The sequence below is a fragment of the Massilia sp. METH4 genome (genome assembly GCF_037094685.1).
In the GTDB taxonomy this organism is placed as follows: domain Bacteria; phylum Pseudomonadota; class Gammaproteobacteria; order Burkholderiales; family Burkholderiaceae_D; genus Rugamonas.
The window spans coordinates 854,276-878,202 of record NZ_CP146614.1 but is presented as its reverse complement, the minus strand read 5'-3'; the positions used below and the strand labels follow the sequence as shown (position 1 = coordinate 878,202).

Here is a 23,927-nt window from a genome sequence, read left to right as displayed (position 1 = left end):
CCCTCCGCGAAGGCCCTCAGCCGAGCCGATTACGCGGCAGCGTAATCGGCTCGGAACTCTCTGTCATGAGCCAATAGGGCCCAGACAGTCCTTGCATTCTTGTTGGCCAATGCTACTGCCGCAACGTTCTTGTGCCGTCGCCCAAGCAGTGAGTGAAGCCAGCCGCTCTTGCTTGGATCCTTTTTGACTGCATGCTGGATCACCGCTCGGGCTCCATGAATGAGCAAAGTACGCAGGTACGTATCGCCCCTTTTGCTGATGCCCAGAAGATTCGTGCGACCGCCTGTCGAATGCTGCTTGGGTACTAGGCCGATCCACGCTGCGAGTTGCCTGCCATTGGCGAAGTTCCTCGCGTTACCGATCGCCGCGACCAAAGCGCTGGCTGTGATCGGTCCTATGCCGGGTATCTTCTCCAACCGTTTGGACATCGGGTTCGAGCGGTGCCATTTCAGAATTTCCAGCTCGAATTCGTTGACTCTTCTATCCAGCACCTTCAAGTGATCGAGAAGTTCCAGAATGGTCTGGCGAAAAATGCCGGGCAACTCATCCTTCGCTTCGTCGAGCAGTGCCGGTACTCGCTCCCTGAGCACGGCCAAACCCTTCGGGACAACGAGGCCAAACTCCGCCAGCAGGCCGCGAATCTGGTTGGCCTGAGCAGTACGCTGCTTGACGAACCCACTACGCGCCGTGTGAACAGCGATAATCGCCTGCTGCTCAATAGTCTTGATCGGCACAAAGCGCATGTTTGGCCTTTGCACTGCCTCGCAGATTGCCTCGGCATCGGCTGCATCGTGCTTGTTGGTCTTCACGTATGGCTTGACGAACTGCGGAGCTATCAGCTTGACCGTGTGGCCCAGGCTCTGCAACTGCCGTGCCCAGTAATGCGCGCTGCCACACGCCTCCATCCCAATTAGACACGGCGGCATGTTAGAGAAAAACCTCATCACCTTGCCACGCCGGAGCTGGCATCGCATCTCGACCTTGCCGCTCGCATTAACGCCATGGAATTGGAAAACTTCCTTTGCCAGATCCATACTGCATGTCGTAATCTTCATGGTGACGCCCCTCTCTGGTTAAGTGAAACTTCGACAGCTCCACTTTGGCACATCGATGCCGTCTCAGGGTGGGGGCGTCCATCCCATTGGTTTTCTCCCGAACTCGCCGACACCGCATCCAGGCTCCGGGAAAACCGGTGTCTGACACTTTTTTCCGGATGATGCACCCGGAAAAAAATGTCCGACACCGAGCGCGGTTAGAATGTCACATTTCGCCGACGCTTTCCCTTCCTCTGCGTGAAGTATTTACAAGAAAACCGGTTCCTCGCGATCGCCCTGGCCGTTTCGGTGCTTGCGCATGCGGCCTTGCTGGCGGTGCGGTTCGTGGCGCCGCCGGAGATCAAGCTCAAGCCCACCGACCCGACGCTGGAAGTCATCCTCGTCAATGCCAAGCACGCCAATCGGCCGCTGAAGGCGGAGGCGCTGGCGCAGGCGAACCTCGATGGGGGAGGGCAGGCCGACCAGGGACGCTCGAAGTCGCCGCTGCCGGACATGCGCCGCGTGGCCGATGGCGACAGCATCGAAGCGTCGCGCCGCCGCATCGAGCAGCTAGAGGAGATGCAGAAGAAGCTGCTCACCCAGGTGAAGACCACGCCCTACCGCGCCGCGCCCGTCACGGAGAACAGCAAGCCCGATCCCACGGCCGGCGGCGCCGAGCTGATGGAAAGCAGCAAGGCCATCGCCCGCATGGCCGCCGAGATCGCGCAGACGATCGAAGACCAGAACAAGCGCCCGCGCCGCACCTACATCACGCCGAGCACGCAGCAGGTGGGGTACGCGATGTACTACAAGACCTTCCAGCGCAAGGTGGAAGAAGTGGGCACGCTCAATTTTCCGCAGAAGGATGGCCGCAAGATGTACGGCGAGCTGGTGCTGTCGATCCCGATCTTCCAGGACGGCACGCTGTACACGAAGGAGGGCGGCATCACGGTGCAGGCCAGCTCCGGCAACCGCGCGCTGGACGAAGCGGCGATCGCGATCGTGCGCCGCGCCGCGCCGTTCGGCAAGTTCCCGCCGAACATGCTGTCGAACGACCGCGACGACCTGTGGGTCATCATCACCCGTTTCAAATTCACCCGCGAACAAAAACTCGAAGCCCAGCTCGGCGGGGCACCATAGACATGGACAAATACTGCGTATTCGGCAACCCGATCGCCCACAGCAAGTCGCCCGACATCCATGCCGCCTTCGCGGCAGCGACGGGCCAGCAACTGACCTATGAAAAGCGCCTGGCGCCGCTGGACGGCTTCGCGCAGGCCGTGCGGGATTTCATCGCCGAAGGCGGCCGGGGCGCCAACGTGACGGTGCCGTTCAAGCTCGAGGCTTACCGGCTGGCAAACGCGCTGACGGTGCGCGCCCAGGCCGCCGGTGCCGTGAACACGCTGCTGTTCGACGAGCATGGCATCACCGGCGACAACACCGATGGCGCCGGCCTGGTGGCCGACATCACCGTCAACGCCGGCGTGCCGATCGCGGGCAAGCGCGTGCTGTTGCTGGGCGCCGGCGGCGCCGCGCGCGGTGCCGTGCTGCCGATCCTCGAGCATCGGCCCGCCGCGCTGGTGATCGCCAACCGCACGGTGGCCACGGCCGAAGCGCTGGTGCAGCAGTTCGCGCCGCTCGGCGGGGAAGGTGTCGTTTCCGCTTGCGGCTTCGCGGACATCGCCGGCAGCTTCGATATCGTCATCAATGCAACGTCGGCCAGCCTGCAGGCGGACCTGCCGCCCGTGCCGCCATCGGTATTCCACCCGGGCGCGCTGGCATTGGATATGATGTACGGGAAGGAGCCGACCGTCTTCATGCGCTTCGCCGAAAGCCACGGCGCCGCCACGCGCGACGGGTTGGGCATGCTGGTCGAGCAGGCCGCAGAGGCCTTCCACGGCTGGCGCGGCGTGCGCCCCGGCACGGCGGAGGTGCTGGCCAGCCTGCGGTGACGAATTTTTCTTCCTGCGTACTTATAAGTAATGACAAAAACGCGCAACGCGCCCGGCCGCTGGTCCTGGGTCAAATGGATCTTCATCGTTCCCATCGCACTGTTCATCGCGGTGCAGCTGTATTTTCTCGCGCAGATCTGGTGGTGGCGCGACCATGAACCGGGCATGACCGCCTTCATGCGCCAGCAACTGGCGGTGATGCGGGAAACGAATCCCGACGCGCAAATCAGGCAGCAATGGGTGCCCTACGAGCGCATCTCCACCAACCTGAAGCGCGCGATCATCGCTTCGGAAGACGCCAACTTCTCCGACCACGACGGCGTGGACTGGGACGCGCTCGAGAAAGCCTACGAGCGCAATGAAAAGCGCAAGAAGGTCACGCACGGCGGGTCCACGATCACGCAGCAGCTGGCCAAGAACCTGTTCCTGTCCGGCTCGCGCAGCTATCTGCGCAAGGGCCAGGAGCTGATCATCGCCTACATGCTGGAGACGGTGATGGACAAGCGGCGCATCTTCGAGATCTACCTGAACGTGGTGGAATTCGGCCGCGGCGTGTACGGCGCCGAGGCGGCCGCGCGCTACTATTACAAGATTCCCGCCTCGAAACTGGGCGCGGCCCAGGCGGCGAAGCTGGCGGTGATGCTGCCCAACCCCCGCTATTACGACGCGCACCGCAGCACGCGCTACCTGAACCGGCGCACCCAGATCATCCTGCGGCGCATGGGGTCGGCCGAGTTGCCGTGATCGGCGCCGCTTAGTGGTAACTTAAGCAACGCACAATAAAGCTGCAATGTACGGTTCCACCGGTAAAAAGTGGTTCTCCGGTCTGGTCCCGGCACGGGCTTTGCCTGTACACTTGCGCTGTTTTATTTTTTGCGTCTTGCAAGTGTCCAGAATTCCACCCGGCTGAGTGCGCCTATGATCAATGTCTTCGTTCTACAAAATGGCCGGCTGAACCAGGTTCCCATCGAGACGCGCGAAGACCTTGAGCAAGTGGCACCGGTATGGGTCGACCTCACCGACCCGACCGACGACGAGCGCGCCTGGGTCAAGACGATCTATGGCGTGACCCTGCCGGGCGAGGACGAAGTCAAGGACATCGAAGCCTCGGCCCGCTACTACGAGGCGGAGAACGGCGACCTGCACCTGCGCACCGACTTCCTGCTGGAAGAAGACGATGGCCCGTCGCGCGTGGTCACCGTCGCGTTCATCCTGGCCCGCAAGATGCTGTTCTCCGTCCATACGGACGACCTGCCCGTGTTCCGCCTGGTGCGCATGCGCGCGCGCTCGCGCCCCGGCTCGATCGCCGACTACATGGACGTGCTGCTGGACCTGTACGCGACCGACGCCGAATACTCGGCCGACGCGCTGGAAGGCATTTACCAGAAGCTGGAAGAGGTGTCGTTCCGTGTGCTGCAAAAGGAATTCACCGACAAGGATGCGGCCGACGCGCTGTCCGCGATCGCCCACGAGGAAGACTTGAATGGCCGTATCCGCCGCAACATGATGGATACGCGGCGCGCCGTCAGCTTCCTGATGCGCGGCCGGCTGCTGAACTCCGAGCAGTTCGAGGAGGCGCGGCAGATCCTGCGCGACATCGAATCGCTCGATGGCCACACGTCCTTCCTGTTCGACAAGATCAACTTCCTGATGGATGCCACGGTCGGCTTCATCAACATCAACCAGAACAAGATCATCAAGATCTTCTCCGTGGCCAGCGTCGCCTTCCTGCCACCCACCCTGATCGCCAGCGTGTACGGCATGAATTTCGACTTCATGCCGGAACTGAAGTGGTCGCTCGGCTATCCGTGGGCGTGGGGCTTGATGATCACCAGCGCGATTGCGCCCTTCCTGTATTTCCGGCACCGCGGCTGGCTGAAATAATACGCACGATAAAAGCGGCCGCGGCCGCTTTTATCGTTTCAACGATTACGCACGGCGCGCCGCCGCTTCGATTTCCACATTGCCCATTTTCTTCTTCTGGAGGTTCAGGAAGATATTGGCGGTCATCGCCAGGATCGCCACCGCGGCCGAGACTTCCGAAATCACCAGCGCCGGCAGGATTTTCACATCCCCCGTCAGCAGCACGTAGGCAAGCGAACCCATCATTACCGGCAACGCCAGGTTCAGCAGCCAGAAGTGCACGCGCGCCAGCAGCGTGTCACCCGTTTGCGGAAACACCGTGTAGATGAGCCCGGAAATGGCCAGCGTCGTCCAGCCCAGCAGGTTCACGTGCGCATGCACTGGCCGCAGCGTGAAGTTCTGGCTCGCGCCCATGGCAATGCCGATGGCCACGCCGACGACGAGGTACAGCACCGCCAGCTTGATCCAGATGATGCCGGACTGGCCCTGGCCTTCTTGCATCTGTTCAGTACGCATGATGAACACTCCGAATGATCTTTGACGCAGCGAATTCTAAAGATCGGATGTCATCGAAATGTACGAAGATTGTCGCTTTAAGAAGTTTTTAGGGTTCGAACGCTGCCATAGCGAAATGTTTCCCGGAAAATGGGGTCTGTCCCCATTTTCTGGGCAATAAAAAAGGACGGTCGCCCGTCCTTTTCGCTCGAAGCCTGCGCCGCTTACTTCAGCCGCGCAAACACCCGCCGTGCCGCTTCGATCGTTTCGTCGATGATCTCGTCGCTATGCGCCGCCGACACAAAGCCGGCCTCGAACGCGGCCGGGGCGAAGTACACGCCCTCGTCCAGCATCGCGTGGAAGAATTCGTTGAACCTGGCGCGGTCGCCGGCCATCATTTCGGCGTAGTTGCGCGGCGGCTCGGCGCTGAAGTACAGGCCGAACATGCCGCCCTGGTAATCGGCGCAGAACGTCACGCCTTCCTGGAAGGCGGCATCCGTCAAGCCTTCGGCGAGGCGCTTGGCGCTGGCCGTCAGCCGGTCGTAGAAGCCCGGTTCCTGGATCAGCTTCAGCGTCGTCATGCCGGCCGCGACAGCGATCGGGTTGCCGGACAGCGTGCCCGCCTGGTACACGGCGCCGACCGGCGACATCTTGCTCATCAACTCGGCGCTGCCGCCGAAGGCCGCCACCGGCAGGCCGCCGCCGATCACCTTGCCCAGCGCCGTCAGGTCCGGCTTGATGCCGTACAGCGTCTGCGCACCGCCAAGGCCGACGCGGAAGCCGCACATCACCTCGTCGAAGATCAGCAGCGCGCCGTGTTTCGTGCACAGGTCGCGCAGCGCCTGCAGGAACTCGGGCGCGGCCTTGATCAGGTTCATGTTGCCGGCCACCGGTTCCACGATCACGCAGGCGATCTCGTCGCCAAATTCGGCGAACGCCTCTTCCACCTGCGGCACGTCGTTATAGTCCAGCACCAGCGTGTGCTTGACGAAGTCTTCCGGCACGCCGGCGGACGTCGGGTTGCCGAACGTGAGCAGGCCGCTGCCGGCCTTGACCAGCAGCGAGTCGGCGTGGCCGTGGTAGCAGCCTTCGAACTTGACGATCTTGTCGCGGCCCGTGGCGCCGCGCGCCAGGCGCAGCGCGCTCATCGTGGCCTCGGTGCCGGAAGAGACCAGGCGCACCTGCTCGATCGACGGCACCAGGCGGGCGATCTCTTCGGCCATTTCCACTTCACCCTCGGTCGGCGCGCCGAACGACAGGCCGCGCGTGGCCGCTTCCTGCACGGCCTTCACCACCTGCGGATGGGCGTGACCGACGATGGCCGGGCCCCAGGAGCCGATATAGTCGATGTAGCGCTTGCCGTCGGCATCCCAGAAATACGGGCCCTCGGCACGCTTGATGAAGCGCGGGGTACCGCCCACGGAGCGGAAGGCCCGCACCGGCGAGTTGACGCCGCCGGGCGTGGTCTTTTGCGCGCGTTCGAACAGCACATCGTTTTGCGAAATCGTCATTGCTTATCCTTTCTGTTTTTCGCCACCGCATGGAAGCGGTTCGGCACCAGCCTGCCCATGCCGTAGCGCTGGGCATGGCGCAGGGCGCCGGCGGTGTATTGCTGGGCAAGGTCGACGGCTTGCGGCAGGGCCATGCCATGCGCCATGTAGGCGGCAATGGCGCCCGACAGCACGCAGCCGGCGCCCACGAACGGGCCGGGCAGGTGTTGCCAGCGGTCGTGGCGGATGATGCCGCCGTCGCCGTACAGGGTGTTGGCGCGCATGCCCGTCTCGGCGCGCGAGGTGCCGGCCGGCGTGCCGGTCACCAGCACGTATTCGCAGCCCAGGTCGATCAGGTGCTGGGCATCGTCGGCCATCGTTTCGCCGTTCGACAGGTCGCGCCAGGTCTCGGCCATGCGCCCCAGCTCCACCTGCGACAGCATCAGCAGGGTGGCCTGCGGCACCAGCAGCTGGCGCATCACGGTCAGCAGTTCTTCCGGATCGGTCTGTTCCGACAATGGCGGCAGCTGCGAGCCGAATGGGTCGAGGATCAGCGGCGCATCGGGGTAATCGGATACCACTTCGGCGATCGAGGACACGTGTTCCATGTGATCGAGCGCGCCGATCTTGAACGCCGCCACCTGCACGTCTTCCAGCACCACCCGGGCCTGGTCGGATACCCAGTCCGGTTCCACGTGCTGCTGGTCTTCCACGCGGGCGCTGTCGCCGATGAGTAACGCGGTCGTGACCGACAGGCCCTGGCACCCGAGCGCGGCGAAAACGCCGATATCGGAATGCACGCCCACTGCGCCGATCGGATCGGCCACGCCGAATGTCAGGATGAGGGGTGATGTTTGGTTTTGCACGGCCAGTAGATTAAGATACCCGATTCGGCATTTTACTTGATTGAGGGTGGCAGAACGTGAGCAGCAATATCGTAAACGGCGGGGTAAGCGGCGTGGAGAAAAACGCCGGTGGGGAATTCAAAAGCTGGATGTGCCTGATTTGCGGCTGGATTTATGACGAAGAGGCGGGATTGCCGGAAGAAGGCATTGCGCCGGGCACCCGTTGGGAAGATGTGCCGATGAATTGGACGTGCCCGGAATGTGGGGCCAGAAAAGACGATTTCGAAATGGTCGCCCTGTGATGATGCCTCGATAAGCCCGTTGCGCAACGCCAGACGCTGGTCTGCGGTACTCCGCGGCGGCGGACCGCCCGTACATTGAGTACGGCTCCGTTCCTCAACCAGGTCTGACGTCGCCCATTACGGTTTCTCGAGGCCTCGAGGCGCACGCAGGAAAAGCGGTGCACGGCTGCCGCGGATTTCCCGTCCGCCTCTCTGGATTTCGCTGTGATAAGGTAGCGATCCACCTTTCCCCGAGATCTTCCGGCGCTGCAACGCGGCGCCGAACCCGACGAGACCATGAGCGAAACCGACTTTGCCACGCACTCCTTCGATCCCGGCCCACTGTCGTGGGTGATGGGCGAGGTGCGGGAGGCGTTGGGGAGGTCGCGCACGGCCTTGTTCGAGGCCGGCGGCCTGGAGCCGGAATTCCAGGCGACCGCGCTGCGGCTGGCCAAGTCGCACCTGCAGCAGGCGCATGGGGCCTTGCAGATGGTCGATGTGCAGGGCGTGTCGGTCATCACGCAGCTGGCCGAGGAGGCGCTGGACCGCTTCAAGGATGGCAGCGTGAAGTGCAGCGCCGACCATGTGCAGGCCATCGCGCGGCTGTACGGCGCCCTGGTCGAATATCTTGAGGAATTGCTCGATGGCGCGCCGCCGCAGCCGGTGCGGCTGTTCCCGTATTACGCGGCCGTGCAGCGCATGCTGGGCGGGCCGCGCATCCACCCGGCCGACCTGTTCTTTCCCGACCTTGCCCGCGAGCCTGAATTGCCGGCGCCCGCCGGAGCCCCGATCGATGTCGGCGCGCTGCGGCAACGCTTCGAACGGGCACTGCTGCCTTACCTGAAATCCGGCGACCCCGTGCAGGCGCAGCCGCTGGCGGACATCATCGCCGAGGTCGCGGCGGCGCAAGCCGCGCCGCGCGGCCATGCATTCTGGCTGGCATTGCAGGCATTCGCGGAACTGGTGGCGCAGGGCCACGTGCCCGGCGGCGTGGACGTGAAGCAGCTGTTCGGGGCGGCCAACCTGCAAATGCGCCGGCTGGCACAGGGCGCACCGGAATACCCGGACACGGTGCTGCGCGACGCGCTGTTCTTCGTCGCCGCGGCGCAGCCGGAACACTTGTCGCTGCCCGCCAGCGCCCTGCGCGCCGGCTTCGCGCTGGACGGCATGGTGCCGCCGGATTACACGCTGGAGCGCTACTGCCGGCCCGAAGCGGCGGGCGGGGCCGCAGGTGAAGCCGGTGCACCGGCGGCCGCGCCATGGGCACCTGGCCTGGCCCTGCAACAGGACGAGGCGGTGGTCGAACCGGCGCAGCGCCTGAAGGCGGCACTGCGCGGGGTGGAGCGGGAGCTGGACGGCTTTACCGCCGACCCGGCGGCCCGGCTGCGCCTGGCCGGCCTCGATGCACTCCTGGAACCGCTGGAAGCCGCGCTGGCGGACATCGGCCAGCAGGGCGCGCGTGCCGGCGTGGCGCAGGTGCGCGTGCAGGTGGCCGCGCTGGCGGCGACCCCGGGTTCCGGCGAGCCGGCCGAACGCGATCGCCTCGCGCAGAATGTCGCGGCGCTCGGCTTCTTCGCGGACATGCTGGCCCAGAACGTCGCCGGAGCGCGCGAGCGCTTTGCCTTCGATGCCGCCCAGGGCGCATTCCGTGCCGTGCCGCTGCGCAAGATCCCCGGCCCGGAATCGATTCCCGTGCTCGATGAAGCTGTGCCGGCGCCCGCCGCCCCCGAGTCCGCGAGCAGCCTGCTGGCGGCGGCGGTGCCGGGCGCAAGCGACCCGGCCATCGAGCAAGAACTGCTGGAAATCTTCATCGGCGAGGCGCGCGAGACGCTGGCCTTCATCGAAGCGGCCTTGGCCAAGCCGCGGCCCGAGGCGGGCATGCCGGACGGCCTGGCGCTGCTGCGCCGCTCGTTCCACACGCTCAAGGGCAGCGGCCGCATGGTGGGGCTGAACCAGTTCGCCGACGCCGCCGCCGCGCTGGAAAAAGTGTTGAACGCGTGGCTGGCCGAGGCGCGCCCGGCCGACGCAGCCTTGTTCGGCCTGCTGGAATGGACGGCGGCCGAGCTGGATGCCTGGGTCGGCGACCTGGTGGCGAAAGGCATCTCGCCGCGCGGTGCCGCGCCCGTGGTTTCTGCCGCCGCGCAGGTGCTGGAAGGGCGGCCGTTCATGTCGCCCGATGACAAGCCTGCGCCGATCGAGCCGCCGCCTGCGGAACCGTATGTAACGGACGAAAACGCGACCGAGGAAACCGCGGCCGCGGCGCCCGAAATGGGTGCTACAGATGCTTCGGCGCACGAAACCCCCGACCCTGTCGCCACGGCGCACGAGGACGTGGCACAAGAGGACGTGGCACAAGAGGACGTGGCACAAGAGGACGTGGCACACGAGGACTTGGCACACGAGAACGTGGCACGGGAGGACAGCGCGCAAGAGGACTGGGCGCGGGAGAACGTGGCGCACGAGGCCAGGCTGCACGACGATGAAGCGCGCGCCGACGAAGCGCCCGGCGACGGCATGCGCTTCGCTGGCCGCCTGGCCGTGCCGGCGGCGCAGTTCGACGATTATGTGGCGCAGGCGGGCACGCTGGCCGGCGGCCTCGCCGGGGCTTTCGATGCCTGGCGCCGCCAGGGCGGGCTGGACCCCGAGGCGCTGCACCAGGCCCAGGCGCTCGCGGACGCTTCCGGCGCGGTCGGCTTCAAGTCCATGCGCGAGCTGGCCGCCGCGCTCGAGGCCACGTTGCAGGCGGCACCCGCCACGCTGCACGACCCGGCCCACCACGACCTGTTCGACCTGGTCGCCCAGCGCATGCGCGGCATGGTGGACAGCTTTGCCACCGGCGACATGCCGCCTGGGCAGGCGGAACTGATCGCCGCGCTGGAGCGGCTGCGCGACGAACTGGCGCGTGCCCATGCCGCCGGGCCGGACGTGGCGGCGCGGCTCGATGGAATGCTGGCGCCGGCATGGCAAGAACACGGGACGGCACCGCAGGAAGAGCCCGCGACAGCGCCGCCCGAGGCGCCCGCGGTGGACGCGGTGGACGACCTGGCCACCCGCCTGGACACGCTGTTTGCCGACACCTATCACGCCCTGCTGGCCGACCCGCCGCCGGTACCGGAGCGGGGCGCGCCGCTGCCGCTGCGGCCGCAGCTGGCCACGCAGGACGAATCGATCGACGACCTGTTCGACGCGGCATTCGACGACGCATTCGCCGAGCCGCCGCTGACGCAGGCCGCCGCGCCGCAACTGACGCTGGTGCCGCCGCCGGAGCGGCCGGCCGAACCGGTGCCGGCCGGCAGCGAAGCCGACCTGCAAGGCACGACGATCGACCTCGCGATCGACCGTTCGCGGCTGGAAAGCGAGGTGGCGGCGTTGCGCACGACCCTGTTGGGCTTCGAGGACAAGCTGGACCGGCTGCGGCAGCAGTTGCGCGAAGTGGAAGCGCAGGCCGAGTCGCATATCGCGTCGCGGCTGTCGGTGTCCGGCCTGGAGGAGTTCGACCCGGCCGAATTAGACCGCGTCACACGGTTGAAGGAATCGACGCGGACGCTGGCCGACAGCGTGGACGACATCGTGTCCTCGCACGCCAGACTGCGGCAGTCGGTGGAGTCGATCGCCGGGTTGCTGCCGGGGGAGTCCGGCGAGCGCTGACCTGGATCAGCGCCCCTTCACCACCTCATAGCGCTCCAGCGTGCGCTGCCGCGCCTCGGCATGGTCGACGATCGGCGCGGGATAACCCGCCGCGCCGCCGTGCAGCCAGGGTGCGTGGATCTCCTTGGCCGACAGGCCGCGCAGCGGCGGCAGGTAGTGGCGGATGAAGTCGCCGTTCGCGTCGAACCGTTCCGATTGCGTGACAGGATTGAAGATGCGGAAGAACGGTTGCGCGTCGCAGCCGCTCGACGCGGCCCATTGCCACCCGCCGTTGTTCGACGCCAGCTCGTAGTCGTTCAGCTTCAGCGCGAAATACGCTTCGCCGCGGCGCCAGTCGATGCCAAGATCCTTGCACAGGAAGCTGGCAGTGACCATGCGCAAGCGGTTGTGCATGAAACCCGTGGTGTTCAACTGCACCATGGCGGCATCGACCAGCGGATAGCCGGTGCGGCCTGCGCACCAGGCGGCAAACAGTTCCTCGGCTTGCGGTCCCGTTTCCCAGTCCACCTTGTCATACACCGGCTTGAACGCGGCGTGCACGACTCGCGGGTGGTGAAACAGGATCATCTGGTAAAACTCGCGCCACACGAGCTCGGAAAGCCAGGTGGCGCCGCCGTCGCCGGCCTGGCCGCGCGCGGCCAGCTGGATCACGGTGCGCACGAGGTGGCGGATCGATACCGTGCCGAAGCGCAGGTGCAGCGACAGGTGCGAGGTGCCGTCGCGCGCCGGATAGTCGCGTTCCGTGCCATAGCCGGCCAGGCGCGGCAGGAAGGCCTCGAACACCGCGGCGCCGCCGCGCATGCCCGGCGTGACGCCGACCGCGGCCAGGTCGGCACCCTCGAAGCCGATGGCTTGCAGTACCGGCAACTGCGAGCGGCCCGGGGCGAACGACGCGGCATGCGGGTCGATCGGCCATGGCGCCAGCGCGTCCGGGTGCGCTTCCAGGCGTTTCAGCCATGCTTTCTTGTAGGGCGTGAACACACCGAGGGGCTTGCCGGCTTGCGACAGCACTTCGTCCTTCGCGAAGATCACCTGGTCCTTGAACAGGCCCAGCGCGCGGCCTTGCGCCGCCAACGCCTCGGCCACGGCCGCGTCGCGGGCGATGGCGGCGGGATCGTAGTCTTCGTTGGCGTAGACGGCACCCACGCCCAGTTCGGCTGCCAGGGCCGGGATGACCGTGCCGGCGTCGCCATGCCGCACGAGCAGGTGGCCGCCGAGCGCTTCCAGTTCGGCCGCCAGTTCCACCAGCGAGGCGTGGATGAAGGCGACCCTGCGGTCGTCGCGTGGCAAGCCTTGCAGGATGGTTGTATCGAAAACGAAGGCGCAATGGACCGGCGCGCCGGCGGCGAGGGCGTGGTGCAGCGCGGCATGGTCGAAGACGCGCAGGTCGCGCCGAAACCACACCAGGGCGCCGTGCCCGGCGCGAATCTCCATGGAATTGCTTTTGGGCATGCTTAAGCTCAAGTCGGGAAAGGAATTATTGCTTACCATCAGTTTACGGGGTGCCAGCCTTGTTTGGATGGCCGTTCCGGCAATTCATAGTAAACTGTCGATATGGCGCCCAGTTTCCTTGCGTCATTGCGCGTCACCAGTTCCAGTATCATCAAACCCAGAAGCAACCAAGACAGTCCAGCGAAGAGAGCAGCTTATGAAGAAGAGCAAAGTGAGCAAACCGCTACCTGTGCCCGGGCTGTTACAGGAAAGCGAATCCCCGCTGCATAAGATGGAAGCGCGGGAATCCTCCACGACGCCCACGTTGAACCTGGCGAATCATTTCCTGATCGCCATGCCTTCCATGCAGGATCCCGTGTTCGGCGGAACCGTCGTGTATGTCTGCGAGCACAATGAAAATGGCGTGCTTGGCGTGGTCATCAACAAGCCCACCGACATGACGATGGATGTGCTGTTCGAGCGCATCGACCTAGAGGTAACGGCCGCGAACGACCAGATGACTTCCAAGCCGATCATGTTCGGCGGCCCCGTGCAGGACGATCGCGGCTTCGTGCTGCATACGCCCTGCGCGCGCTACTCGTCGTCGCTGACGGTGACGGACGAGGTGGCATTCACCACCTCCATCGACGTGCTGGAAGCCGTGGCCAAGGGCACCGGCCCACAGCGCATGCTGGTGTCGATCGGTTACTCGGGCTGGAGCCCGGGCCAGCTCGAGGATGAGATCAGCCGCAATGGCTGGCTGACCGTGCATGCCGAGCCGAGCATCCTGTTCGACCTGCCGATCGAGGAACGCTACGTGGCCGCGATGAAACTGCTGGGCATCGATCCGCTGATGCTCACTTCCGAAGCGGGCCATGCGTAGTTTGGAAACGGTATTCGCTTTCGATTTCGGTATCAAACGTATCGGCGTAGCAATGGGGAACACGATGATCGGCCAGGCAAGCCCGCTGGCCGTCATCAAATCCATCGACAATCAATCCCGCTTTGCGGAAATCAAGACCCTGATCGACAAGTGGGGCCCGACCAGGTTCGTCGTCGGGCTGCCGCTGCATCCGGACGGCGCCGAACACGAGATGACGGCGCGCTGCCGCCGCTTCGCCAACCAGCTGCATGGCCGCTTCAACATACCCGTCGAGCTGGTGGACGAACGCTATTCCTCCGCGATCCTGTCCGGCAAGCGCGGCGAGGTGATCGACGATCGCGCCGCCGCCGTCATCCTGCAACAGTATTTCGACCAACATTCCTGAAACCATGTCCCACACTGACCCCACCGCCCTGGATGCCGAGGCGCTGTATGCCGCGCTGCTGGACCAGGTGAAGGCCGGCCTCGCCGGCGCGCACGAGCCGGCGATCGTCGGCATCCATTCCGGCGGCGCCTGGATCGCCGAGCGCCTGGCCTCCGACCTCGGCATGAGCGAACGCTGCGGCGTGCTCGACGTTTCCTTCTATCGCGACGACTACGCGAAGAAGGGCTTGCCCGCCGATGTGAAGCCCACCCAGATCGGCTTCGACGTGGCCGGCGCCACCATCCTGCTGGTGGACGACGTGCTGTATACCGGCCGCACCACGCGCGCCGCGATCAACGAACTGTTCGACTACGGCCGCCCCGCGCGCATCCTGCTGGCCGCGCTGGTGGACCGCGGCGAGCGCCAGCTGCCGGTGGCCGCCGACTTCGTGGCGGCGCACACCCGCGTGCAGCCGGGCCAGGCGCTGCGCCTGAAACAGTTTCAGGATCAAGGTCAGGACCGACGATTCCAACTCACCATCGAACACGAGTCTGCGTAAATTCCCATGCTTAATCCGCAACTGAACAAACACGGCGAACTGCAGCACCTGCTGACGACCGAAGGGCTGCCGAAAGCCATCATCAACCAGATCCTCGATACGGCCAGTTCCTTCGTCAGCGTATCGGACCGCGAAGTGAAGAAGGTGCCGCTGATGCGCGGCAAGAGCGTCTTCAACCTGTTCTTCGAGAATTCCACGCGCACGCGCACCACGTTCGAGATCGCCAGCAAGCGCCTGTCGGCGGACGTGATCAACCTGAACATCTCAGCCTCCTCGGCCAGCAAGGGCGAATCCCTGCTGGACACGATCGACAACCTGTCGGCCATGCATGCCGACATGTTCGTGGTGCGCCACTCGCAGTCCGGCGCGCCCTACCTGATCGCCAAGCACCTGCACGACACGAAGCAGAACCACGTGCACGTGGTGAACGCGGGCGACGGCCGCCACGCGCACCCCACGCAGGGCCTGCTGGACATGTACACGATCCGCCACTACAAGAAGGACTTCACCAACCTGCGGGTGGCCATCGTGGGCGACATCCTGCACAGCCGCGTGGCCCGCTCGGACATCCACGCGCTGACGACGCTGGGCGTGCCGGAAATCCGCGCCATCGGGCCGCACACGCTGCTGCCGGGCGGCCTGGAACAGCTGGGCGTGCGCACGTTCACGAACATGGACGAAGGCCTGAAGGACGTGGACGTGATCATCATGCTGCGCCTGCAGAACGAACGCATGAGCGGCGCGCTGCTGCCCTCGGCGCAGGAATACTTCAAGAGCTACGGCCTGACGCCGGAGCGCCTGGCGCTGGCCGCGCCCGATGCGATCGTGATGCACCCGGGGCCGATGAACCGCGGCGTGGAAATCGATTCGGCCGTGGCCGATGGCCCGCAGGCGGTGATCCTGCCGCAGGTCACGTTCGGGATCGCCGTCCGCATGGCGGTGATGAGTATTTTGGCTGGTAACCAAGGGTAAGCGCAGCAATGAGCAATCTCCATATCAAGAACGGCCGCGTGATCGACCCGGCCAACGGTGTCGACGCGGTGCAGGACCTGTACATCGTGGACGGCAAGGTGGCCGCGCTGGGCGCGGCGCCGGAAGGTTTCGCGGCGGCGCGCACGATCGACGCGACCGGCCTGGTGGTGGCCCCCGGCCTGGTGGACCTGGCGGCGCGCCTGCGCGAACCGGGCTACGAATACAAGGCCACGCTGGAATCGGAAATGCAGGCCGCCTTGCAGGGCGGGGTGACGAGCCTGGTGTGCCCGCCGGATACCGATCCCGTGCTCGACGAGCCGGGCCTCGTGGAAATGCTGAAGCACCGCGCGCGCGGCCGCAAGGGCGCGCACGTGCATCCGCTGGGCGCGCTGACCATGGGCCTGAAGGGCGAGGCGCTGACAGAAATGGCCGAGCTGAGCGAGGCGGGCTGCATCGGCTTCTCGCAGGCCGAAGTGCCGGTGACCGATACCAATGTGCTGCTGCGCGCGCTGCAATACGCGAAGACGTTCGGCTACACCGTGTGGCTGCGCCCCCAGGATGCGTACATCGGCAAGGGCGGCGTGGCGCACAGCGGGCCGTTGGCCTCGCGGCTGGGCCTGTCCGGCGTGCCGGTGATGGCCGAGACGATCGCGCTGCACACGATCTTCGAACTGGTGCGCTCCACCGGCGCCAGGGTGCACCTGTGCCGCCTGTCGTCCGCGGCCGGCCTGGAGCTGGTGCGCGCGGCCAAGGCCGAAGGCTTGCCGGTGACCTGCGACGTGGGCGCGCACCACGTGCACCTGACCGATGCCGACATCAATTTCTTCGACCCGAACGCGCGCGTGACGCCGCCGTTCCGTACCCAGCGCGACCGCGAGGCGATCCGCGCCGCGCTGGCCGACGGCACGATCGACGCGATCTGCTCGGACCACACGCCGGTCGACGACGACGAGAAGCTGCTGCCGTTCGCCGAGGCGTCGCCGGGCGCGACGGGCCTGGAGCTGCTGCTGTCGCTGGCGATCAAGTGGGGCGAGACCCTGAATGGCCATGCGTCCGGTGACAAGCACCTGTTCAAGGCGCTGCAGCGCGTGACGGCCGATCCGGCCCGCGTGGCGGGTCTGGACGCCGGACACCTGCGCGTGGGCGCGAACGCCGACGTGGTGCTGTTCGACCCGGCCGACCGCTGGCTGGTCGAGGGGGCGGTACTGGCCAGCCAGGGCAAGCACACGCCTTTCCTGGGCTACGAGATGCCGGGCCGGGTGCGGGCCACCATCGTGGCGGGCCGCGTCGCCTACGAACGCAAGGCCGGCTGAGCCGATGATCCTCGCACTGCGCATCGCGCGGCTCGTCTTCCACCTGCTCTTCGGGATGGCGATCTGCGCGCTGCTCTTTCCGTGGATCGGCCGCGAGGCGCGCGAGATCCACGTCCGCCGCTGGTCGCGCCACCTGCTGGGCATCTGCAACGTGCACGTGCAGATCACGGCGGGCAGCGCCGTGCCGCGCGCGCAGGCGCTGGTGGTGGCCAATCACGTGTCGTGGCTGGACATCTTCGTGCTCAACGCGCTGTACCCGTGCCGCTTCGTGGCCAAGGCCGAGATAAGGTCCTGGCCGCTGGCCGGCTGGCTGGTCGAGCAGGCCGGCACGGTGTTCATCGCCCGCGGCAACCGGCGCGACCTGCGCCGCGCCTTCGAGGGACTGGTCACGGCCCTGAAATCGGGCGAGCGCGTGGCCTTCTTCCCGGAAGGGACGACCGCGCCGCAAGGCACGCTGCTGCCGTTCCACGCCAACCTGTTCGAAGCGGCGGTGGACGCGAAATCGCGCGTGCAACCCTACGCGATCCGCTACATCGACCACGAACGCAAGCCCCATCCATCGGTGGAGTTCATCGGCGACATGACCTTCGTGCAGAGCGTCCTGGCGATCCTGTCCGGCAAGGCGATCCATGCCCGCGTGACGATCCTGCGCTCGATGAAGGCCGAAGGCGCCCACCGGCGCGACCTGGCCGAGCGCTGCTACCAGTCGATCCGCGAAGCGCTGCACATCCCCGCGCCAGCCGACACCTCCGCCCCAGCCGACACCCCGGACGCCGAGCCCGAGAACCGGTAACAGTCCGCGGTCCCGGGGTCTGTCCCCGCCAGCCCGCGGCCCCAGGGGTCTGTCCGCGCCAGTCCGCGGCCCAAGGGGTCTGTCCCCGCCAGTCTGCGGCCTCGAACACGGTCGCCGGCCCTGATCAAGGGGACTGACCCCATTTTTCACCAGCAAAAAACCGGGGTCAGTCCCCTCGGTCCATGCTGGCGACTGTGTTCCGAGCCACGGACTGGCGGGGACAGACCCCTACGGCGCGGACAGACCCCTACGGCGCGGACAGACCCCTATGGCGCGGACACACCTCTACGCCTTCCCCTTAGCCCGCTGGAACTCCGGGCATTCCACCTGCAACAGCGAACGGTCGTCCAGGCACACGGCCGAGAGTTGCCCGCCCCACACGCAGCCGCTGTCGAGGGCAATGTACTTCGGCGTAATGCGCAGGCCCAGGGCGGACCAGTGGCCGAACACCACGGTCACGTCTTCGGTGCGGCGGCCCGGCACCTCGAACCACGGCATCAGTCCCGTGCCGGGATCGACGGTGGCGCTTTCCTTCAGCTTGAAATCCATCTCGCCGTCAGCGCTGCAAAAGCGCATGCGGGTCAGCGCGTTGACGATGCAGCGCAGTCGCGCGGTGCCGCGCAGGTCGTCGTCCCAGCGGTCCGGCTGGTTGCCATACATCTCGGCCAGGAAGGTCGTCCATTCGGCGCTGCGCAACGCCGCTTCCACTTCGCCGGCCAGCGTAACCGCCTGCGCCGCGGTCCATTGCGGCAGCACGCCGCCGTGCACCAGCAGGTGCCCCTTCGTGAACAGCGCCAGCGGGCGTTCGCGCAGCCAGTGCAGCAGCGCCTCGCGGTCCGGGGCGGCGAGGATGGTGTCGAGCGTGTCGGAACCCGACTCGGGGCGGATGCCGTTGGCGACCGCCAGCAGGTGCAGGTCGTGGTTGCCCAGCACCGCGTCGATGCGGCCGCCGCTGCCTTGGGCCAGCGCCTGCACGTAGCGCAGCGTCGACAGGGAATCGGGGCCGCGGTTGATCAGGTCACCGCAAAACAGGATGGCTGGCGGTTCATTGCCCCGCTCGCGTTCCAGGATGCGCTCGACGAGCGCGACAGTTTCAGCATGGCACCCTTGCAGGTCGCCGATTGCGTAAGTCCGCATACCTCTCCACCGGGCGCCGCTATTATTGAACCAGCAGCGCCCTTTGCCATTACAATCGAAGTTATCAAAAACTAAAGCCAAACAGGGATACTAAATGATTTTAGTGACAGGCGGGGCCGGTTTTATCGGCTCGAACTTCGTGCTGGACTGGCTCGCTCAATCGGACGAGCCCGTGCTCAACTTCGATAAACTGACCTACGCGGGGAACCTGAACAACCTGGCATCGCTGAAGGACGACGCGCGCCACGTCTTCGTGCGCGGCGACATCTGCGACGGCGAGCACGTGCTGGCCATGCTGCGCGAGCACCAGCCGCGCGCGATCGTGCACTTCGCGGCGGAGAGCCACGTGGACCGCTCGATCCACGGCCCCGCCGAGTTCATCAACACGAACATCAACGGCACTTTCGCCCTGCTGGAAGCGGCGCGCGCCTACTGGAGCGAACTGGCCGAACCGGGCAAGGCCGCGTTCCGCTTCCTGCACGTGTCCACCGACGAGGTGTACGGCTCGCTGGGCCCGAACGATCCGCCGTTCTCGGAAACCACCGCGTATGCACCGAACAGCCCCTACTCGGCCTCGAAGGCGGCCTCGGACCACCTGGTGCGTTCCTACCACCATACCTACGGCTTCCCAACGCTGACGACGAACTGCTCGAACAACTACGGGCCCTATCACTTCCCCGAGAAACTGATCCCGCTGATGATCGCCAACGCGCAGGCGGGCAAGCCGCTGCCGATCTACGGGGACGGCCAGCAAATCCGCGACTGGCTGTATGTATCCGACCACTGCGCGGCGATCCGCCGCGTGCTGGCCGGCGGCAAGCTGGGTGAAACCTACAACGTGGGCGGCTGGAACGAAATGGCGAACCTGGACGTGGTGCACACGCTGTGCGACATTCTCGACAGCCTGAAGCCGAAGGCCGACGGCGCCAGCTACCGCACCCAGATCACCTACGTGAAGGACCGGCCCGGCCACGACCGCCGCTACGCGATCGACGCGCGCAAGCTGGAGCGGGAGCTGGGCTGGAAACCCGCCGAAACGTTCGAGACGGGCATCCGCAAGACGGTGCAGTGGTATCTCGACCATCCGGACTGGGTGGCCGACGTGCAGTCGGGGGCGTACGCCAAGTGGGTCGAGACGAATTACTTCAATCGGGAAGTGGCACAGGGAGGCGCGACATGAATACGGACGTCATCAACCAGCGCAAGGGCATCATTCTTGCCGGCGGCTCGGGAACCCGGCTGTACCCGGTCACGACGAGCGTCTCGAAGCAACTGCTGCCGATCTACGACAAGCCGATGATCTATCATCCGCTGACGACGCTGATGCTGGCCGGCATGCGCGAAATCCTCATCATCTCCACGCCGAACGACACGCCGCGGTTCCGCGAACTGCTCGGCGACGGCAGCCAGTGGGGCATACAGCTGTCGTACGCGGTGCAACCGTCGCCGGACGGCCTGGCGCAGGCGTTCATCATCGGCCGCGAGTTCGTGGGGGATGCGCCTTCCGCCCTGATCCTGGGCGATAACATCTACTACGGCAACGACCTGGACGCGCTCTTGCGCAGCGCGGCCGGCCAGGGCGACGGGGCCACCGTCTTCGCCTACCACGTGAACGATCCGGAGCGCTATGGCGTCGTGGAGTTCGACGGCAACCGGCGCGCGGTGAGCATCGAGGAAAAGCCGGCGGTGCCGAAATCGAACTATGCGGTGACGGGTCTGTACTTCTACGACAACCGGGTGTGCGACATCGCCGCCGCGATCAAGCCGTCGGCGCGCGGCGAGCTGGAGATCACGGACGTCAACAAGGCCTACCTGGAGCAGGGCCGCCTGCGGGTCGAGCTGATGGGCCGCGGCATGGCCTGGCTCGACACGGGCACGCATGAATCGCTGCTGGACGCCTCGCAATTCATCGCCACGATCGAGAAGCGGCAGGGCCTGAAGGTGGCCTGCCCGGAGGAGATCGCCTACCGCAAGGGCTATATCGATGCCGCGCAGTTGCACCGCCTTGCCGAGCCCTTGAAAAAGAACGGCTATGGCAAGTACCTTCTGCAAATCCTGGAAGACAAAGTGATTCCGCGATGAATGTCATCTCCACCCCGATCGATGGCCTCCTGGTCATCGAGCCGGCCGTGTTCGGCGACGAACGCGGCTTTTTCTACGAGAGCTTCAACGCGAAACGCTTTGCCGAGCTGACCGACGTACAGCTGCCCTTCGTGCAGGATAACCACTCGCGCTCGGCGCGCGGTGTGCTGCGCGGCATGCACTACCAGATCCGCCAGACACAGGGCAAGCTGGTGCGCGTGACGGCCGGCAGCGTGTTCGACGTGGCAGTCGACCTGCGCAGGAACTCGCCCACGTTCGGCCGCTGGCATGGCCTGGAACTGTCGGCCGAGAACAAGCGGCAGTTCTGGATCCCCCCGGGCTTCGCCCACGGGTTCGCCGTGACCAGCGAATTTGCCGAGTTCCTGTACAAGACCACCGATTACTACGCCCCCGAGCACGAGCGCGCGCTGGCGTGGAACGATCCCGCGGTCGGCATCGAATGGCCGATCGACGGTCCGCCCCTGCTGTCGGCCAAGGACCGGACCGGCGTGTCCCTGGCCGAGGCCGAAGTGTTCGACGACGTGTCCAGGTAAGCGCATGAAGATCCTGTTGACTGGGAATACCGGGCAGGTCGGCTACGAGCTGGAACGCAGCCTGCAGGGCCTGGGCGAGATCGTCGCCGTCGACCGCACCCGCATGGACCTGGCGAACCTGGACCAGGTGCGCGAGGTGATCCGCGCCGTGCGGCCGCAACTGATCGTCAACCCGGCCGCCTACACGGCGGTGGACAAGGCCGAAAGCGAGCCGGAACTGGCGTACCGGGTCAATGCCGAGGCGCCGGCCCTGATGGCGGCCGAGGCCAGGGCGCTGGGCGCGGCGCTGGTGCACTACTCGACCGATTATGTGTTCGACGGGCAGTCGCCGGAAGCGCGGGTGGAAACCGATCCCGTCGCGCCGCTGAACGTGTATGGCGCCAGCAAGCTGGCGGGAGAACAGGCCATCGCCGCGTCGGGCGTACCGCACCTGATTTTCCGCACCAGCTGGGTGTACGGCATGCGCGGCAAGAACTTCCTGCTGACGATGCTGCGCCTGGCGAAGGAGCGGGGCGAGCTGCGCATCGTCGACGACCAGCACGGCGCACCCACGTGGAGCCGCACGATCGCCGACACCACGGCGCTGATCCTGGCCCAGGCGCGCGCGGGCGGCGCCGGGTGGTGGAGCGAGAACGGCGGCATCTACCACCTCTCCAGCCAGGGCCGCACCACGTGGTGCGGCTTCACGGCCGCGATCCTGGAGGAAGCCGGCATCGCCTGCAAGCTCGTGGCGATCACCACCGACCAGTATCCGCTGCCCGCCGCCAGGCCCCGCTATTCGGCACTCGATTCGAACCGCCTGCAGGAGCGTTTCGTGCGCCTGCCGGCATGGCGCGACGCATTGCGCCTCTGCCTGCGGTGATCATCGCGCACCGTGGCCGAGTGTATCGAATAGTAATTGATCTTTGGAAACTCCGCGTGCCCGGTAGAATCGTGGCCTTTCGCAGCCCGGGCACGGGGCTGGTTTTCCCAGTTTCCGCTTATTAATCCGGTACAATCGCTGGTTGGCACGCGGAGCACATCCGTACCGCGCTGCGGCTTTGCCCGACCACGACCGATCTACGATACATGTTTTCTTTCCTTGTGAGCTTTGTCGCTTCAGCCTTGCTGACCTTACTGGTCATCAAGGAGGCGCGGCTGCACGGGCCAGCGCTGGATGCCGATTTCAACGGCGTGCAGAAAGTGCATTCGCACAGCGTGGCCCGGATTGGCGGGCTATCGATCTTTCTCGCCGTCGCCTTATCGGCGTGTATTTCCGTCTGGCGGGTCCCGGCATTGACGACCTGGATGCTGTCGCTGATGGCGTGCAGCACCTGCGCATTTGTCGGCGGCATTGTCGAGGATTACACGGGGCGGGTGTCGGCCACGCGCCGGCTCTTGCTGACGATGGTGGCGGCGCTGCTCGGCTATTATCTGCTCGATGCCCGCATCGACCGCATCGACTGGATCGATGCGGTTTGGTCGCTGCCGTATATCTGGCTGACCCTGCCGCTGACCGTATTATCGGTGGCCGGCATCGCCAATGCCGTGAATATCATCGATGGATTTAACGGCCTGGCCAGCGTGGTCACGATATGCATGCTGCTTTCCCTCGGCTATGTGGCGCTGCAGGTGAACGATATGTTCGTGCTGGTGGCGGCATTGATGGTGGCCGGGGCCACGGCGGGCTTCCTGATCTGGAATTACCCGGTGGGCCTGATATTCCTGGGCGATGGCGGCGCCTACTTTATCGGCTTCATGCTGGGTGAGCTGGCGCTGTTGCTGGTGATGCGCAATCCGCAAGTCTCGACCTGGTATGCGGCACTGTTGCTCATCTATCCGGCGTTCGAAACGCTGTTTTCCGTGTACCGCCGAATGTTTATTCGAGGCAAGTCGCCGGCCATGCCGGACGGTATTCATCTGCACAGCCTTATTTTCCGCCGCGTGGTGCAATGGGCCGTCGGGCACAAGGATGCCCGCGCGCTGATGCGCCGCAATTCGCTGACATCGCCCTACCTGTGGATGTTTTCGCTGATGGCCGTAATTCCCGCCACCGTATTCTGGCGCTATACGGGCGTGCTGATGCTATTTTGCCTGCTGTTCATTATCAGCTATGTCTGGTTATATGTACGAATCGTCCGATTTAAAGCGCCGCGCTGGATGATTCGCCACAAAAAGAACCGGTGAATCCAGAGTTGGTGTATATTTCGCACAGAAACACGTTCCCTGAACATTTTTATAAAGGAATACAC

General features: G+C 65.4%; 23 protein-coding genes. 17 read left to right on the top strand and 6 right to left on the bottom strand.

Annotation, left to right across the window (positions count from 1 at the left end; translation table 11 throughout):
- Positions 1-29 precede the first annotated feature (29 nt).
- A complete protein-coding gene (locus V6Z91_RS03900) occupies positions 30-1,055 on the bottom strand; it encodes an IS110 family transposase (protein ID WP_338760468.1) in 1,026 nt (341 codons plus the stop codon).
- A gap of 237 nt (positions 1,056-1,292) precedes the next feature.
- On the opposite strand from V6Z91_RS03900, the gene V6Z91_RS03895 reads away from it, so the two are divergent.
- From V6Z91_RS03895 to corA, 4 genes are all read left to right on the top strand, one after another.
- Complete coding sequence (locus tag V6Z91_RS03895; protein ID WP_338766903.1) at positions 1,293-2,174, top strand: TonB family protein; 882 nt, start codon at positions 1,293-1,295, stop codon at positions 2,172-2,174.
- 2 nt (positions 2,175-2,176) lie between these two features.
- Complete coding sequence (aroE, locus tag V6Z91_RS03890; protein WP_338766900.1) at positions 2,177-2,986, top strand: shikimate dehydrogenase; 810 nt, start codon at positions 2,177-2,179, stop codon at positions 2,984-2,986.
- Positions 2,987-3,016: 30 nt separating this feature from the next.
- A complete protein-coding gene (gene mtgA / locus V6Z91_RS03885; protein ID WP_338766897.1) occupies positions 3,017-3,730 on the top strand; it encodes a monofunctional biosynthetic peptidoglycan transglycosylase in 714 nt (237 codons plus the stop codon).
- A 174-nt stretch (positions 3,731-3,904) separates the two neighbouring features.
- Positions 3,905-4,870: a magnesium/cobalt transporter CorA gene (gene corA / locus V6Z91_RS03880; protein WP_338766895.1), complete on the top strand. Its 966-nt coding sequence runs from the start codon at positions 3,905-3,907 to the stop codon at positions 4,868-4,870.
- A 45-nt stretch (positions 4,871-4,915) separates the two neighbouring features.
- Here corA and V6Z91_RS03875 read toward each other — a convergent pair whose 3' ends face one another.
- The 3 genes from V6Z91_RS03875 to V6Z91_RS03865 form a co-directional block, all read right to left on the bottom strand.
- On the bottom strand, positions 4,916-5,365 hold the full coding sequence (locus V6Z91_RS03875) for a hypothetical protein (RefSeq protein WP_338766893.1): 450 nt from the start codon (positions 5,363-5,365) through the stop codon (positions 4,916-4,918).
- Between the two features lie 203 nt (positions 5,366-5,568).
- Positions 5,569-6,855: a glutamate-1-semialdehyde 2,1-aminomutase gene (gene hemL / locus V6Z91_RS03870; RefSeq protein ID WP_338766891.1), complete on the bottom strand. Its 1,287-nt coding sequence runs from the start codon at positions 6,853-6,855 to the stop codon at positions 5,569-5,571.
- Positions 6,852-7,661 carry a hydroxymethylpyrimidine/phosphomethylpyrimidine kinase gene (locus tag V6Z91_RS03865; RefSeq protein ID WP_338766888.1) on the bottom strand — a complete coding sequence of 270 codons (810 nt, stop codon included), beginning with the start codon at positions 7,659-7,661 and terminating at the stop codon, positions 6,852-6,854. Before V6Z91_RS03865 ends, hemL begins: the two co-directional genes overlap by 4 nt.
- Positions 7,662-7,828: 167 nt before the next feature.
- On the opposite strand from V6Z91_RS03865, the gene V6Z91_RS03860 reads away from it, so the two are divergent.
- Positions 7,829-7,981 carry a rubredoxin gene (locus tag V6Z91_RS03860; protein ID WP_130190434.1) on the top strand — a complete coding sequence of 51 codons (153 nt, stop codon included), beginning with the start codon at positions 7,829-7,831 and terminating at the stop codon, positions 7,979-7,981.
- Positions 7,982-8,257: 276 nt separating this feature from the next.
- Positions 8,258-11,608 (top strand): Hpt domain-containing protein, encoded by a 3,351-nt coding sequence (locus tag V6Z91_RS03855; RefSeq protein ID WP_338766885.1) that lies wholly within the window; start codon positions 8,258-8,260, stop codon positions 11,606-11,608.
- Between the two features lie 6 nt (positions 11,609-11,614).
- On the opposite strand, the gene V6Z91_RS03850 is transcribed toward V6Z91_RS03855, so the two are convergent.
- Positions 11,615-13,042, bottom strand: a complete 1,428-nt coding sequence (locus V6Z91_RS03850) for a deoxyribodipyrimidine photo-lyase (protein ID WP_338766883.1) — start codon at positions 13,040-13,042, stop codon at positions 11,615-11,617.
- A 214-nt stretch (positions 13,043-13,256) separates the two neighbouring features.
- Here V6Z91_RS03850 and V6Z91_RS03845 point away from each other — a divergent pair, with 214 nt between their 5' ends.
- From V6Z91_RS03845 to V6Z91_RS03820, 6 genes are read left to right on the top strand one after another with little or no spacing between them, the layout of a single operon-like run.
- A complete protein-coding gene (locus V6Z91_RS03845) occupies positions 13,257-13,922 on the top strand; it encodes a YqgE/AlgH family protein (RefSeq protein WP_338766881.1) in 666 nt (221 codons plus the stop codon).
- A 52-nt stretch (positions 13,923-13,974) separates the two neighbouring features.
- Positions 13,975-14,307 carry a Holliday junction resolvase RuvX gene (gene ruvX, locus V6Z91_RS03840; RefSeq protein ID WP_338766878.1) on the top strand — a complete coding sequence of 111 codons (333 nt, stop codon included), beginning with the start codon at positions 13,975-13,977 and terminating at the stop codon, positions 14,305-14,307.
- A gap of 4 nt (positions 14,308-14,311) precedes the next feature.
- Positions 14,312-14,845, top strand: coding sequence for a bifunctional pyr operon transcriptional regulator/uracil phosphoribosyltransferase PyrR (gene pyrR / locus V6Z91_RS03835; RefSeq protein WP_338766875.1), 534 nt, complete (start codon positions 14,312-14,314; stop codon positions 14,843-14,845).
- A gap of 6 nt (positions 14,846-14,851) precedes the next feature.
- Complete coding sequence (locus V6Z91_RS03830; protein ID WP_338766872.1) at positions 14,852-15,817, top strand: aspartate carbamoyltransferase catalytic subunit; 966 nt, start codon at positions 14,852-14,854, stop codon at positions 15,815-15,817.
- An 8-nt stretch (positions 15,818-15,825) separates the two neighbouring features.
- Complete coding sequence (locus tag V6Z91_RS03825) at positions 15,826-17,130, top strand: dihydroorotase (RefSeq protein WP_338766867.1); 1,305 nt, start codon at positions 15,826-15,828, stop codon at positions 17,128-17,130.
- Positions 17,131-17,134: 4 nt separating this feature from the next.
- Positions 17,135-17,923, top strand: a complete 789-nt coding sequence (locus tag V6Z91_RS03820; protein WP_338766865.1) for a lysophospholipid acyltransferase family protein — start codon at positions 17,135-17,137, stop codon at positions 17,921-17,923.
- 285 nt (positions 17,924-18,208) lie between these two features.
- Here the strand turns inward: V6Z91_RS03820 and V6Z91_RS03815 are convergent, their stop codons facing one another.
- Positions 18,209-19,060 (bottom strand): symmetrical bis(5'-nucleosyl)-tetraphosphatase, encoded by an 852-nt coding sequence (locus tag V6Z91_RS03815; protein WP_338766862.1) that lies wholly within the window; start codon positions 19,058-19,060, stop codon positions 18,209-18,211.
- 94 nt (positions 19,061-19,154) lie between these two features.
- Between V6Z91_RS03815 and rfbB the strand changes: the two genes are divergently transcribed.
- The 5 genes from rfbB to V6Z91_RS03790 all read left to right on the top strand — a co-directional run bounded on the left by rfbB (position 19,155) and on the right by V6Z91_RS03790 (position 23,862).
- Positions 19,155-20,240 carry a dTDP-glucose 4,6-dehydratase gene (rfbB, locus tag V6Z91_RS03810; protein ID WP_338766859.1) on the top strand — a complete coding sequence of 362 codons (1,086 nt, stop codon included), beginning with the start codon at positions 19,155-19,157 and terminating at the stop codon, positions 20,238-20,240.
- Positions 20,237-21,142, top strand: a complete 906-nt coding sequence (gene rfbA, locus V6Z91_RS03805; protein ID WP_338766856.1) for a glucose-1-phosphate thymidylyltransferase RfbA — start codon at positions 20,237-20,239, stop codon at positions 21,140-21,142. Before rfbB ends, rfbA begins: the two co-directional genes overlap by 4 nt.
- Positions 21,139-21,696: a dTDP-4-dehydrorhamnose 3,5-epimerase gene (gene rfbC, locus V6Z91_RS03800; protein ID WP_338766854.1), complete on the top strand. Its 558-nt coding sequence runs from the start codon at positions 21,139-21,141 to the stop codon at positions 21,694-21,696. The genes rfbA and rfbC overlap by 4 nt, the downstream gene beginning before the upstream one ends.
- A gap of 4 nt (positions 21,697-21,700) precedes the next feature.
- Positions 21,701-22,558, top strand: coding sequence for a dTDP-4-dehydrorhamnose reductase (gene rfbD / locus V6Z91_RS03795; RefSeq protein ID WP_338766852.1), 858 nt, complete (start codon positions 21,701-21,703; stop codon positions 22,556-22,558).
- A 206-nt stretch (positions 22,559-22,764) separates the two neighbouring features.
- Positions 22,765-23,862 carry a glycosyltransferase gene (locus tag V6Z91_RS03790; protein WP_338766849.1) on the top strand — a complete coding sequence of 366 codons (1,098 nt, stop codon included), beginning with the start codon at positions 22,765-22,767 and terminating at the stop codon, positions 23,860-23,862.
- Positions 23,863-23,927: the final 65 nt, after the last annotated feature.

Excerpts from the sequence above, each read along its gene's own strand:
- V6Z91_RS03900 (WP_338760468.1), bottom strand. The coding sequence starts at position 1,055 with ATGAAGATTACGACATGCAGTATGGATCTGGCAAAGGAAGTTTTCCAA.
- aroE (WP_338766900.1), top strand. The coding sequence starts at position 2,177 with ATGGACAAATACTGCGTATTCGGCAACCCGATCGCCCACAGCAAGTCG.
- mtgA (WP_338766897.1), top strand. The coding sequence starts at position 3,017 with ATGACAAAAACGCGCAACGCGCCCGGCCGCTGGTCCTGGGTCAAATGG.
- corA (WP_338766895.1), top strand. The coding sequence starts at position 3,905 with ATGATCAATGTCTTCGTTCTACAAAATGGCCGGCTGAACCAGGTTCCC.
- V6Z91_RS03875 (WP_338766893.1), bottom strand. The coding sequence starts at position 5,365 with ATGCGTACTGAACAGATGCAAGAAGGCCAGGGCCAGTCCGGCATCATC.
- hemL (WP_338766891.1), bottom strand. The coding sequence starts at position 6,855 with ATGACGATTTCGCAAAACGATGTGCTGTTCGAACGCGCGCAAAAGACC.
- V6Z91_RS03860 (WP_130190434.1), top strand. The coding sequence starts at position 7,829 with ATGTGCCTGATTTGCGGCTGGATTTATGACGAAGAGGCGGGATTGCCG.
- V6Z91_RS03855 (WP_338766885.1), top strand. The coding sequence starts at position 8,258 with ATGAGCGAAACCGACTTTGCCACGCACTCCTTCGATCCCGGCCCACTG.
- V6Z91_RS03850 (WP_338766883.1), bottom strand. The coding sequence starts at position 13,042 with ATGGAGATTCGCGCCGGGCACGGCGCCCTGGTGTGGTTTCGGCGCGAC.
- V6Z91_RS03845 (WP_338766881.1), top strand. The coding sequence starts at position 13,257 with ATGAAGAAGAGCAAAGTGAGCAAACCGCTACCTGTGCCCGGGCTGTTA.
- ruvX (WP_338766878.1), top strand. The coding sequence starts at position 13,975 with ATGGGGAACACGATGATCGGCCAGGCAAGCCCGCTGGCCGTCATCAAA.
- pyrR (WP_338766875.1), top strand. The coding sequence starts at position 14,312 with ATGTCCCACACTGACCCCACCGCCCTGGATGCCGAGGCGCTGTATGCC.
- V6Z91_RS03830 (WP_338766872.1), top strand. The coding sequence starts at position 14,852 with ATGCTTAATCCGCAACTGAACAAACACGGCGAACTGCAGCACCTGCTG.
- V6Z91_RS03825 (WP_338766867.1), top strand. The coding sequence starts at position 15,826 with ATGAGCAATCTCCATATCAAGAACGGCCGCGTGATCGACCCGGCCAAC.
- V6Z91_RS03820 (WP_338766865.1), top strand. The coding sequence starts at position 17,135 with ATGATCCTCGCACTGCGCATCGCGCGGCTCGTCTTCCACCTGCTCTTC.
- V6Z91_RS03815 (WP_338766862.1), bottom strand. The coding sequence starts at position 19,060 with ATGCGGACTTACGCAATCGGCGACCTGCAAGGGTGCCATGCTGAAACT.
- rfbB (WP_338766859.1), top strand. The coding sequence starts at position 19,155 with ATGATTTTAGTGACAGGCGGGGCCGGTTTTATCGGCTCGAACTTCGTG.
- rfbA (WP_338766856.1), top strand. The coding sequence starts at position 20,237 with ATGAATACGGACGTCATCAACCAGCGCAAGGGCATCATTCTTGCCGGC.
- rfbC (WP_338766854.1), top strand. The coding sequence starts at position 21,139 with ATGAATGTCATCTCCACCCCGATCGATGGCCTCCTGGTCATCGAGCCG.
- rfbD (WP_338766852.1), top strand. The coding sequence starts at position 21,701 with ATGAAGATCCTGTTGACTGGGAATACCGGGCAGGTCGGCTACGAGCTG.
- V6Z91_RS03790 (WP_338766849.1), top strand. The coding sequence starts at position 22,765 with ATGTTTTCTTTCCTTGTGAGCTTTGTCGCTTCAGCCTTGCTGACCTTA.